This window comes from Chitinophaga sp. Ak27 (assembly GCF_012726295.1).
Classification (GTDB): domain Bacteria; phylum Bacteroidota; class Bacteroidia; order Chitinophagales; family Chitinophagaceae; genus Chitinophaga.
The window spans coordinates 519,824-532,101 of record NZ_JABAOB010000001.1 but is presented as its reverse complement, the minus strand read 5'-3'; the positions used below and the strand labels follow the sequence as shown (position 1 = coordinate 532,101).

The 12,278-nt window shown below is 47.0% G+C and carries 14 protein-coding genes; 11 read left to right on the top strand and 3 right to left on the bottom strand.

Going from position 1 to position 12,278, the window contains the following annotated elements:
• Positions 1-23: 23 nt before the first annotated feature.
• The 10 genes from HGH90_RS02165 (at position 24) to HGH90_RS02125 (ending at position 8,991) form a co-directional block, all read left to right on the top strand.
• Complete coding sequence (locus HGH90_RS02165) at positions 24-836, top strand: family 16 glycosylhydrolase (RefSeq protein WP_169190282.1); 813 nt, start codon at positions 24-26, stop codon at positions 834-836.
• Between the two features lie 86 nt (positions 837-922).
• Complete coding sequence (locus HGH90_RS32215) at positions 923-1,027, top strand: hypothetical protein (RefSeq protein ID WP_410493668.1); 105 nt, start codon at positions 923-925, stop codon at positions 1,025-1,027.
• A 158-nt stretch (positions 1,028-1,185) separates the two neighbouring features.
• Entirely contained in the window at positions 1,186-2,283 is a 1,098-nt protein-coding gene (locus HGH90_RS02160) for a Gfo/Idh/MocA family protein (protein ID WP_169190281.1), read from the top strand.
• 8 nt (positions 2,284-2,291) lie between these two features.
• The gene (locus HGH90_RS02155; protein ID WP_169190280.1) at positions 2,292-3,026 is read left to right on the top strand and encodes a 6-phosphogluconolactonase; all 735 of its coding nucleotides are present in this window, start codon (positions 2,292-2,294) and stop codon (positions 3,024-3,026) included.
• 1 nt (position 3,027) lies between these two features.
• Complete coding sequence (locus HGH90_RS02150; RefSeq protein WP_169190279.1) at positions 3,028-3,906, top strand: ROK family protein; 879 nt, start codon at positions 3,028-3,030, stop codon at positions 3,904-3,906.
• Positions 3,907-3,917: 11 nt separating this feature from the next.
• Positions 3,918-5,618, top strand: coding sequence for a GMC oxidoreductase (locus HGH90_RS02145; RefSeq protein ID WP_169190278.1), 1,701 nt, complete (start codon positions 3,918-3,920; stop codon positions 5,616-5,618).
• Positions 5,619-6,161, top strand: coding sequence for a gluconate 2-dehydrogenase subunit 3 family protein (locus HGH90_RS02140; RefSeq protein WP_169190277.1), 543 nt, complete (start codon positions 5,619-5,621; stop codon positions 6,159-6,161).
• 170 nt (positions 6,162-6,331) lie between these two features.
• Positions 6,332-7,327 carry a terpene synthase family protein gene (locus tag HGH90_RS02135; protein ID WP_169190276.1) on the top strand — a complete coding sequence of 332 codons (996 nt, stop codon included), beginning with the start codon at positions 6,332-6,334 and terminating at the stop codon, positions 7,325-7,327.
• 106 nt (positions 7,328-7,433) lie between these two features.
• The gene (locus tag HGH90_RS02130) at positions 7,434-8,021 is read left to right on the top strand and encodes a Crp/Fnr family transcriptional regulator (RefSeq protein ID WP_169190275.1); all 588 of its coding nucleotides are present in this window, start codon (positions 7,434-7,436) and stop codon (positions 8,019-8,021) included.
• Between the two features lie 61 nt (positions 8,022-8,082).
• Positions 8,083-8,991, top strand: coding sequence for a haloalkane dehalogenase (locus HGH90_RS02125; RefSeq protein WP_169190274.1), 909 nt, complete (start codon positions 8,083-8,085; stop codon positions 8,989-8,991).
• Here HGH90_RS02125 and HGH90_RS02120 read toward each other — a convergent pair whose 3' ends face one another.
• Positions 8,992-10,572, bottom strand: coding sequence for a glycosyltransferase family 39 protein (locus tag HGH90_RS02120; RefSeq protein ID WP_169190273.1), 1,581 nt, complete (start codon positions 10,570-10,572; stop codon positions 8,992-8,994).
• A gap of 187 nt (positions 10,573-10,759) precedes the next feature.
• Here HGH90_RS02120 and HGH90_RS02115 point away from each other — a divergent pair, with 187 nt between their 5' ends.
• Positions 10,760-11,578, top strand: coding sequence for a 3',5'-cyclic-nucleotide phosphodiesterase (locus HGH90_RS02115; protein WP_248276957.1), 819 nt, complete (start codon positions 10,760-10,762; stop codon positions 11,576-11,578).
• Positions 11,579-11,604: 26 nt separating this feature from the next.
• Here the strand turns inward: HGH90_RS02115 and HGH90_RS02110 are convergent, their stop codons facing one another.
• Positions 11,605-11,808, bottom strand: coding sequence for a hypothetical protein (locus HGH90_RS02110; protein WP_168763357.1), 204 nt, complete (start codon positions 11,806-11,808; stop codon positions 11,605-11,607).
• Between the two features lie 7 nt (positions 11,809-11,815).
• Positions 11,816-12,076: a hypothetical protein gene (locus HGH90_RS02105; RefSeq protein ID WP_168763356.1), complete on the bottom strand. Its 261-nt coding sequence runs from the start codon at positions 12,074-12,076 to the stop codon at positions 11,816-11,818.
• Positions 12,077-12,278 lie beyond the last annotated feature (202 nt).

The window sequence follows — 12,278 nt, the reverse complement described above, 5'->3', positions numbered from 1 at the left end:
TAATAAAGAAAGCGCTAAATCTAATGAAAAGAAGTATCTATTGTCTCGTTTTAGCCTGGGTGGGATGTTGCTTTATCGCAACATCCCAGGCCCAATCCATTAAACGTCATACGAAATGGAAATTGACCTGGAGTGATGAGTTTAACTACAAGGGATTGCCGGATAGCACCAAATGGGGGTATCAAACCGGGAGATCCGGCTGGGGAAATAATGAGCTGCAGTTTTACACGGCCGCAGATACTAATAATGCGAAAGTGGAAAAAGGTAAATTGTCTATTACCGCCAGGAATGGCGGGAGCGGAGATCACCAATATACTTCAGCCAGAATGATTACCAAAAACAAAGGCGACTGGAAATATGGAAAACTGGAGGTAAGTGCGAAGCTTCCCAAAGGAAGAGGTCTTTGGCCCGCTATCTGGATGTTGTCAACGGGCGACGAATACGGTGGCTGGCCGGAAAGCGGAGAGATTGACGTAATGGAGCATGTGGGCTATATGAAAGACAGTATCTTTGGAAGTTTGCACAGCAAAACCTATAACCACGTTATCGGAACACAGAAAACAAAAGGTGTTTATATAAAACAACCCTACGACAAGTTTCATGTGTATGCAATAGAATGGACCCCTGATGATATCACCTTCCTGCTGGATGGGAAAGTGTATTACCAGGTGGCCAATGAACACAAAGGTCATAAAGGATGGCCGTTTGACAAGAAGTTCTATTTGCTGTTGAATGTGGCTGTAGGTGGCAACTGGGGCGGAAAGGAAGGTGTGGATGAAGCGGTATTCCCTGCAGCTATGCAGGTGGATTATGTAAGAATGTACGAAGCGATCTGAAATGGAAAGTAGCCGGAAAAGAAAGCATAAAAGTGTCCTTCCAGGAAAAAAATGCGGGTGGTTATACAGGATAAGAAACTTCCCTGTTGTATATTCATAATATTGTATCCAGGCCACTGCGTCCCGTAAATGAATTAAAAGGGTTTAAGAAAGTTTTCCTCAACCGGGCGAAACTAAAGCAGTTACCATAGTATTTACAAAAGATGAACGCTGTTCTTACAATGAAAAATTAGAGAAAGTTGTACTGCCTGTAGCATGCCAGATCATGATTGGAAGTGCGTCTGATGACATCAGGTTGCAAACAGCTACCATCAATAATATTTTTAGTGAACCACTTTAACATTAAACTATGAAACGAGTGAAGGTCGCCCTGTTAGGAGCCGGATTTATTGCAGATATCCATATGGAAAGTTATACCCGGTTTGTTCCGGAAGCGGAAGTAGTAGCCGTGTATACGAGAAATGCTGAAAAAGCAAAAGCCTTTGCAGACAGGCATCATATTGCACAGCATTTTTCTTCCATCGATGAGTTGTTGCAACAGGTTGAAGTGGACGTCGTAGATATTTGTCTCCCTAATTTCCTGCATAAGGAAGCGACGCTGAAAGCCGCTGCCGCAGGGAAGCACATTATTATTGAAAAGCCCCTGGCGGTTACGCTGGAAGAAGCAGATGAAATGATTGCAGCCTGCGAAGCGGCCAATGTAAAGCTGATGTATGCAGAAGAACTTTGCTTTGCGCCTAAATATGAACGCGCCCGGAAACTGGTAGAAGAAGGCGCGGTGGGCGAGATTTATATGTTAAAGCAGTCAGAGAAACACTCTGGCCCGCATTCCGATTGGTTTTACGATGTGAGCCAATCCGGCGGCGGTGTATTGATGGATATGGGCTGCCATGGCATCGCCTGGTTCCGGTGGATGTTGAAGAACAGCAAAGCAGTAAGTGTTACCGCATCTATGAAGACAGTATTCCACAAGAACAGGACCAGGGGAGAAGATAATTCCGTGGTGATCATAGAATTTGAAAATGGGGTGACTGGCGTTGTAGAAAACTCCTGGGCCAAACAGGGCGGTATGGATGACCGCAGTGAAATTCATGGCCTGGACGGTGTGGCTTATGCCGATCTCTTTACCGGGAACTCTGTGCTGGCCTACAGTAAAAATGGCTATGGGTATGCTATGGAAAAGACAGATACTACTATTGGATGGAGCTTTTGCATCTTCGAAGAAGCCTTTAACCAGGGATATCCGCAGGAATTGAAACATTTTATTGAATGTGTGCAGCATGACCGCGAACCGCTGGTAACAGGAAAAGATGGAAGAGCGGTGCTGGAAATTATCTATGCTGCCTATGCATCGGCAGGGCAGGGCAAACGGATAACGCTTCCCTTTAACCAGCAGGTAGCAAAGCCTATTGACCTATGGTTGCACCCAACATCCACCACTAAATAACCAGGCGGGTGAAAATAGCAATCTATCAAACATATGCCGAGCTTTCGGCACACGTAGCGGAGCAGGTGATACAGCTGATGTCGGCGCATGAAAAGCCGCTGCTATGCCCGGCATCCGGCGATACGCCGGCGGGCTTATATAAGGCGCTGGCGGAAAAACGTGAGCAGCAGCAATATGAGGCGACAGACTGGAGCTTTGTAGGGTTGGATGAGTGGGTAGGACTTAATGGAACAGACGAGGGCAGTTGCCGCTATTCCATTGACAAAGAATTGTTCCGGCCACTCGATGTTTCCGAAAATAACATTTACTTCTTTGACGGCCGCTCCGCGGATCTTCGGGGAGAATGTTCGGCAGCGGAGCAGTTTATTCGTGAAAGGAATGGAATAGATGTGGCTGTCCTGGGCGTAGGCATGAATGGACACATTGCCATGAATGAACCCGGATGCGCCATAGATGGGAGAACACAGGTAATAACATTGCATCCCGTAACGAAGCAGGTAGGTCAGAAGTATTTTAGCCAGCCACAGGTATTGGACAAAGGAATCACCTTAGGAATGGGGACGCTCTCAGAAAGCAGGCATATCATTTTAATGGTGAGCGGCCAGCACAAAGCGGAGATTGTCCGTAAAATGCTGGAGGAGTCTGTAACGAATGAGTTGCCGGCCAGTTTGCTGTTACAGCATCCATCGGTAACTGTTTTCTTGGATGCAGCTGCGGCAGCCTCTTTATCAAATAAGCAATGATATGGAGAAAACGCAGATAATAGGCGTTGACCTGGGAGGAACTAATTTACGTGCCGGCATTGTCAATGAAGGCATTTGCGAGTCTGTTGTGGCGCAACCCCTTTATGCACAGGGAAGCAGGGCGCAAATCCTGGAGCAGATTTTTGGCGTCATCGACAAAGTCATCAGCCCGGGGGTAAAAGCCATCGGGATAGGTGTTCCAGGACTGGTAGATCCCGGCAGCAGGATACCCTATGATATCGTGAACATTCCATCGTTGAATGAAACAGATCTCCGGACTGTGTTGGAGCAGCGCTACCAGGTAGCCGTGAAAATTGAAAATGATGCCAACTGTTTTGCATTGGGAGAATTTCATTTCGGCGCCGGGCGTTCCTGCACTTCCCTGGTGGGATTAACGATAGGAACCGGACTGGGAGCGGGAATTATTGTCGATGGGAAATTATTTACCGGCAAGCATGGAGGAGCAGGTGAATTTGGTATGATACCCTACGGGGGGAAAAATATCGAGTATTATGTCAGTGGACGTTTTTTTTCAAATGTATATCAAATAGCTGGGGAAGAGGCGTACAGGCGGGCACTGGAAGGTGATCCCGAAGCAATAAAAATGTACGGCGATTTTGGCCGGCATTTGGGAGAGGCTATTAAGTTGATCATGTATGTGCTGGACACGGAATGTATTATCATCGGTGGTGCTGTGAAAGCAGCTTTCCCGCTTTACGCAAAAAGTATGTGGGCAACACTGGGGGATTTTGAATTCAGTCGTTCCCTGGCGGCGCTGAAGATTGAAACATCTTCCTTAATCAATGGTAATATTTTAGGCGCGGCTGCATTGTATTTGTCAGCTGCCGACGGGCGCCCATACTCAATGAATAACCAATAAAATTTTTATGTATGGCCGATAATTCAGATGCTGTTAAGCAGTTTGATGCCATTGTGATTGGCAGTGGTATCAGCGGTGGCTGGGCTGCAAAAGAATTGTGTGAAAAAGGAATGAAAACATTGGTGTTGGAACGGGGGAGAAATGTTGAACATGTAAAGGACTATCCTACGGCCAATACCCCGTCCTGGGAGTTTAAGTACCGTGGCGCAGTATCCAAAGAAGTATTGAAAGCCAATCCTTATATCAGCAGGGCGGCAGGATATGACGACAGCACCGCACATTTTTTTGTAAAAGACGCCGACCATCCTTATATCCAGGAAAAACCTTTCGAATGGATACGTGGGTACCAGGTGGGTGGAAAATCGCTCATATGGGGACGGGCCTGTGCCCGCTGGAGCGAAATGGATTTTACTGCCCCGCACCGCTATGGGTATGGAATTGAATGGCCCATCGGCTATGACGACATTGCGCCCTGGTATAGCCACGTCGAAAAATTCATTGGTGTTTGTGGAAACAAGGAAGGCATTGCTACGATGCCGGATGGAGAATTCCAGCCAGCATTTGAATTGAATTGTGTAGAACAGCATTTAAGCGATGTGGTAAGAGAAAAGTTCAATCGTCACTATGTATCCGGCAGATGGGCCCAGGTAACGCAGCCGCAGGAGGTTCAAAAAGAACAGCATCGCCAGTGCCTGAGCCGCAATCTCTGTATGCGTGGATGCCCCTTTGGCGGCTACTTTAGCTCCAACGCGTCTACACTTCCCTGGGCGGAAAAAACAGGCAACCTCACCATAAGGCCCTTCTCTGTAGTGCATTCTATTATCTATGATGAGCAGTCCGGCAAGGCAACAGGAGTAAAAGTGATCGATGCTAAAACAAAAGAAGCGATGGTTTTCCATGCGAAAATTATTTTCCTCAATGCCTCTGCTTTAAATACCAACCTTGTTTTGCTGAACTCTACCTCCAAACGGTTTCCGAATGGCCTGGGGAACGACAACGGATTGTTAGGGAAATACATCTGCTTCCATAACTACCGGGCCGGGATGAGCGGGGAGTTCGACGGCTTTGAAGATAAATACTATAAAGTATCTAAACCGTCGGAATGTATTATTCCCAACTTCCGCAATGTGTATGAGAAAGACACCGACTTCGTAGGCGGCTATGTCATCTTCAGTGCTGCTTATCGTGAAAAGTTAAGCGATAAAAACCTGCCGGCTGCGGTAGGGGCGAAGTTTAAAGAAGCGATCAGCAAACCAGGGAAATGGGGCGCGTACATGTATATGCAAGGCGAAACGATTCCCAAGGAAAGCAATCATGTAAGGCTGAGCAAAGATAAAAAAGATGAATGGGGCATTCCCTTGCTGATCACCTCCGTAGATTATGACGACAATGACGACCGGATGGTAAAGGATTTTATCGAACAGGGAAAAGCCATGCTCACCGCTGCGGGGGCCAAGAATATTGCGGTGTACGACAACCATCAGCCGCCAGGACTGGATATCCATGAAATGGGCGGGGTACGCATGGGTAAAGACCCTGCTACTTCCTTACTGAATGAATGGAACCAGTTGCATCATTGCAAAAATGTTTTCGTAACAGATGGCGCCTGTATGGCTAGTACAGGCAATCAAAGCCCCTCTATTCTTTATATGTCATTAACCGCGAGAGCTGCTACCTATGCAGTGGATCAGCTAAAAAAAGGAGCGTTTTAAATGGACCGTCGCGAATTAATCAAAACAATCGCCGTGCTGACTGGGGCAGCATTTGTTGGCGGCGAACTATTTCTCTCCGGATGTAAAGAACAAAAGGGGCCTCTTTTCAGCAGTGATGACATCGCCTTTTTGGATGAGGTGGCAGAAGCCATTATTCCCCGTACCGACACGCCGGGAGCGAAAGACGCCGAAGTGGGTAAGTTCATGGCTTTATATGCTGCCGGTTGTTATGATAACACGCAACAGCAGTTGTTAAAACAGGGTATTACGCAGCTAAATACGGCGTCGAAGGAGAAGTTCAAGCAGGCTTTTGTACAACTTCCTACGAAACAAAAGCAATCGCTGCTGACCGGTATCGATGAAGCAGCCAAGCGCCAGCATAACAACGACGATGCGCCGCATTATTTTACGTTAATGAAGCAGCTCACCTTACTGGGTTTCTTTACTTCTAAAGCCGGCGCAACTCAAGTGCTGCGCTATCTTCCGGTGCCGGAGAAATATGAAGGATGTATTCCTTATAATGGAGAAACGGCGTGGTCATAAACGCGGTAGCGGCGGCTGAGCTTCCTTCCGAACTTTTTGTTACTGCGATTATATTGCAGTAATGAAAATTATCTTCATATCCCCATATAATAGTATGAGAACCCTATTCAGCGCAAATTGCTATCCATGCTAGCTGGATATTAATTTGTTTACCCTCAATCAAAATAACCATGAATGCAAAAATGCTTTCCCTGTTCAGTTACCCATTTCCCACGCTGAAAAATCCTTTTGCAGATGCCTTGCAGGAGATTACCGACAACCAATGGATCGATGGGGAATATCTTTGGCTATATAAAGATGATCCGCAGACCCGTCAGAAATACAAGAAAACAAAGACAGCCCATATTGCGTCGCAATGGTTTCCTACCAGCAGCCAGGAGCGCCTGAAACCCGTCTGCCGATTTATGCTGTGGACGCTCTTTAACGACGACAAATATGAAGAAGGAACGCCTGAGCAGATCCGCTTTATCCACCAGCAGTCTATCGCAGTATTAAAAGGAGAGGTGAATGCCGCGCAATCAGGTATTCCCCTGGGGGGATTGCTGGCTTCTCTCCGCGAAGAACTCCTGCAATTCATTTCAGAAGAATCGTTGCGGCGTTTTATTACAGGACTCAGCAGGTATTTCAGGGGACTGGAACTTGAACTGGAATATAAGCAGAAAAGGACTTTTCCCAGTATAGAAGAATGTATTGCCATACGGGAAAATTCGCTTTGTTTGTACCCTTTCCTGGAGCTAACAGACCTGGAAACCGGTATTCCATTACCCCCCGGCGTTAATGAGCACCCGGTGCTGCAACGTTTACGAGCACTCGCCGTTCGGATGATGGTTTATTTTAACGAAGTACAGTCCGTTGTGAAAGATGAAGCTACCGGCAGCATTTACTATAACGTAGTGAAAGCCATCCAGTATAATAAAAATCTTTCGCTCGAAGAGGCCTGCCTGGAAGACCTCCGGATTCACAATGAAGAGCTGAAGGAGTTTGTTCGCCTGCAACAATCGCTGCCCGATTTTGGCGAATGGCAGGATGTGGTAGTAAACAGGGTACACTATATCAGTATGACATTGAGTGGGTGGAAGTCGGTATCATCGCGGCTGGAACGGTACAATTCCTTACAGGGGTTCCCTTCCGCCCAGGCAATAAAAAAGACCGTGTTGCCCGATTAATATTAAAAAGTAAGCATGCAAAGGAAGCCAAATACGCTGCTGGCAGAAGCAGCCTCGTACCTGATATTTGTTGTATTTTTAGAGAAAACAACGACTGTCACCTGCAATGAACGATACCATTATAAAAAACTTACGACGGCACATTGATCCGACGCCGGAGGAAACTGCTATTTTTCTATCTCTTGCAGTTGCTAAAACCGTTAAAAGAAAAGAAATTTTGTTGAAAGAAGGTGACGTTGCAAGGCAGCAGTTTTTTGTCATCAACGGTTGCCTGCGCACTTATACGATCGACGCCAGCGGGAAGGAGCATGTGTTGATGTTTGCGCCGGAGGATTGGTGGTGCAGCGGTGATTTGTATAGTTTTTTGTCCGGACAAAAGAGCATTAATAACCTGGAAGCGCTGGAACCTACCACGCTGTTGCAAATCAGCAAAGACAACCTGGATATTTTGTTCCGGCAAGCGCCCACATTCGAACGTTTTTTCAGGATACTATTTCAAAATGCTTTTGTCTTCCATCAAAACAGGATAAATGCCAATCTTTCACAATCGGCAGAGGGAAGATATGAACTATTCACCAAGGCTTATCCTGACCTTGAAAGCCGGATTTCACAAAAATATATTGCCTCCTATATCGGTGTTACACCAGAATTCTTTAGCCAGATGAAAGCGAACATGTTTCGTAAGAAATCTTAAGGTACCTTATTTTTTGACGTATGTCAGCGACGTTGCTTTGTAGTATAAAATCATTACAAACATGGAACACAAAGCAAACGTACAGACCATTTTCAGCGAAAAACCTTTTGCAGAAAAGAAATTTATTGAGATAAAGGGCCGCCGTATGGCTTATATTGATGAAGGCGAAGGCGACCCCATCGTATTTCAACATGGGAATCCTACCTCCTCATATCTCTGGCGGAACATAATGCCCTATTGCCGGGGTCTTGGGCGCCTTATTGCCTGCGATTTGATTGGTATGGGCGACTCCGAAAAGCTCCCCGGTTCCGGACCGGAGCAATATGCTTATTCGGTGCAACGCAATTTTCTTTTTGCCCTGTGGGAGGAGTTGAAACTGGAAAGGAATGTGACGTTGGTGCTGCACGATTGGGGCTCCGTATTAGGCTTTGACTGGGCCAATCAACATCGTTCCCGCGTACAGGGTATCGTTCATATGGAAGCGCTGGCGATTCCTTTTAAGTGGGATGAATTTGAACCGAAGGTGCGTGATCTGTTTCGTGCATTGCGCTCTCCTGCGGGTGAGGAGCTGGTGTTGAAGAACAATGTGTTTATCGAAAAAGTATTGCCGGGAGGAATTTTGCGGGAACTCAGCGAGGCAGAGATGGCAGAATACCGGCGGCCCTATCTTAATGAGGGAGAGGATCGCCGTCCTACCTTATCATTTCCACGTCAGATTGCTTTGGATGGATCGCCCAAAGAAGTGGCTGACGTAGTGACTGATTATGGAAACTGGCTTAAAGAGAGTCCGGTTCCCAAGCTCTGGATTCACGGTAACCCCGGCGCCGTGGAAAATGACAGCCTTCGGGAGTTTTGCAGCACCTGGCCTAACCAGGCAGAGATAACTGTAAAAGGAAAGCATTTTTTACAGGAAGACAGCCCTGGAGAAATAGGGGAAGCCATTGCCGGATTTGTAAAGAAGTTGCGCTAGTTAATGCAGTGCGCCACCGTCTTCCAGCGGGTTGGGTTTCAGCGTTTGGGCAGCGCCGTCTGCGGTGGTTTTCAGTTTACTTTTATCAATTTTATCCCTGAATGCTTTCCGGAATGCTTCGCTGGGTCCCTTCATCAATATGATCAGCGAGCCATGCTCCCGCGCATAGGGATTCGTGATGCTATCTACGAGCTGCACGGCTTTGAATTCTTTGATAAAGGCATGCTGCATTTCCTGTTTATCGTCCGTGACGAGCAGCAATACTTCGAACTGATCGAAATCGCGGGGCATCCAGTAAAGAAAACTGGCATTGTCGCTGTATGCGGCTGGCAAATGGTACTTCGGGCCATAATAGTTCACGGCTCCCGCTTCACCGTAGTTATCGCAGAACAACAGCGTGTGGGCCTTCTCCGTGTTGTTGAGGGAAGCATAGGCGTTGGCCACCTTTTGGGTCATTTCTTCCCAGGACAACATATCCGCGAAATCCTGGGGCAGGGAGTGGTCCTGGAGGTCTTCCCAACGGAGGAATCCCACTTTACTCGCCAACGGGTGACGAACATAGTATGCTGCCAGTGGCGTGGGCGCCTTGAAAGGCAGGAGGAGCGGGGTAAGGCGGATGCCTATGAAAAGACTAAAGGCGATCATACCTATCTTCCACCATTTATTTGCCCAGGCCTCCAGCTGGGGAGCGCCTAATGCAAACAGGATCGGGTAAGCCCCTTGCGAGTAATAGCTTTTTCCATGGCCTACCATCAGGAGGGTGAGTGTGACGAAGAATGCCCAGGCAATAAAACGGTATTGTTTTGTTCGCGCTGCCCAAATGAGGCCGGTTACCCAGGTAAACAAGGTGGCCACATTATATAGCAGTTGATCCTTCAGAAAATCGGAGTTACTCACGTGCTGGAGCATGCCATCATGAAGCGCTTTCATATGGTAGACAACCGGAAAGCCGTTGCGAACCTGCCAAATCAGGTTGGGCAGGAAAAGTAAGAAGCCGAGCCCGATCGCATAATAGAAGTGGCGGTTGGTGAGGATCTTCCGGTCCCAGGTGAAGAGGAGACCCGCCATCAGGCCCGTGGCATAAAAGACCATGGTGTACTTACTAAGCATGCCCAGGCCGAAGCTAAGACCTGCCATGTAAAGATGTATGGGCTTTTCCGATTGCTGAAACCTGGTAAGCCCATAGGCCATCGCTGTCCAAAATAATATATCCAGGAAGTTTGGCTGGAAGAGGAAATGTATCCTGAGCCAGACGCCTGCTACGAAGGGCATCCAGGCCAGGACCAGAGCAAACCAACGCCCGCCGAGGTGGAGCACCAACCGGCCTGCGAGGACGTATGTCAGGGCGCCGCCCAGCGAAGGCCATATTTTTATGGCCCACGTTGCGCCGCCCAGGAGGTTTGTGAGCCAGGCAAAGACAGAGAGCAGTGGGGGGACCTCCATATAGCCCCAGGCCATATGACGGGCTTCTGCCAGGTAAAGGAATTCGTCGCGGTGAGGACCCCACGTTGGATCCTGGAGGAAGAACGGTAAAATTAACTTGACAAGGGCCAACAGATAAAGAAGATGAACAGGTTTCATAGGAAAAAGATAAAAAAAATCAGTAGTATTCAACGGAAATTTTGATCTTTAGCCGATGAAGCCTGTTTTAACGATTCTACTATTCGCATGCGTGCTGTTTTGCAAAACCGCTTTTTCGCAAACTTCGTTCAAAGTCATCCCGCTTGGCGTGAAGGGCGGTATTGATGAAAGCAACCTATCTGCCTACATGATTGCGACAACCGGTAGCAATGACTATGTGTGCCTCGACGCAGGTACCTTACATTACGGCATTGAGAAAGCCATACAGGCCAAACTGTTGCACGGCACGGCCGAAGAGGTGTTGAAGAAAAATATAAAAGGTTATCTCATATCGCACGCCCACCTGGATCACCTGGCTGGTATGATCATCAACTCGCCGGATGACAGCAGCAAAAACATTTATGGCCTTGACTACTGCCTGGATGTGCTCAAGGATAAATATTTCTCGTGGAAAAGCTGGGCTAACTTCGCCGACGAAGGCGAGAAACCAGCACTGGGCAAATACCATTATACGGTACTTACGCCGGGTATAGAAATGCCTTTGCAAAATACCGATATGCAGGTAACCGCTTTTTCATTAAGTCATGGCAATCCTTATCAAAGTACTGCTTTCCTGGTGCGCCATAACGAGGCCTATGCGCTGTACCTGGGCGATACGGGGGCCGATTCGGTAGAACATTCAGATAAAATGCATCAGCTATGGCAATACGTGGCGCCGCTGCTGAAAGCAAAAAAATTGAAGGCCCTTTTTATTGAAGTCTCTTTCGCTAATGAACAACCGGATAAACAATTATTCGGGCATCTTACCCCACGTTGGTTAATGTCCTCATTAGAGAACCTTGCTTCGCTTTCCGGTAAGGAAGCGTTAAACAATTTCCCGGTGGTGATTACGCATATCAAACCTGGCGGCAACCGTGAGCAGGTGATCCGTACGCAGCTAAAGGCTTACAATCCGCTGCATGTTAAATTGATCATCCCGGAGCAGGGTAAACTGCTTACATTTTAACAGTTCAAAGAAACAGCTCCCCGCTTCTAACGTATAAAGGGCAGAATTTCATTATATGGCTGCCGGGTGATAATACCATAGAGAGCGAGCAGAAATAGGAGAAATACAACTATTAAGGTGATAGGCTTATACCTGAATGCAATTCCTTTCTTTACGGCATATCTGTAGTAGAGTAGGGTGCCCGCCAGGTATATGCCGGTAAACAGCAGTATGATAAAATTGACCTGCATATATCGATTAGTTGACGGCTTTTTTAACAATCATTTTACCGGAAATATATAATCCTATCAGTAAAACCAGGATGGATGTTCCTATCTGGGTTAAATATTCTGCCACCCATGCTACCAGAATAGCTACGATATGAATCTTCCCGTTTGCGTCGGGCTGAAACATTTTACCGGAAAAAATATAGTAGGCGAAAGCTACAAAAAGTCCAAACCACACGAGGGCATACACATAGTCTAATGGCTTTTGACTGAATGTAAATTTTTTGTTCATTTCAATGTTATTTTAAGTAGGTGTAATCTGCCTCAATGATATAAGTATTTTTTAATGCGACCGCCTTTAAATGGATATTCGGGAATAATGGACTCATATTCGTTGGGAAAACATCCTTATTCGGTAGATCAAGAGCCTGTGGAAGATCCCGCACCATAAAGGTTTTGTTCAATGTTTTGACGAATCGTACCAAATTGGTGGT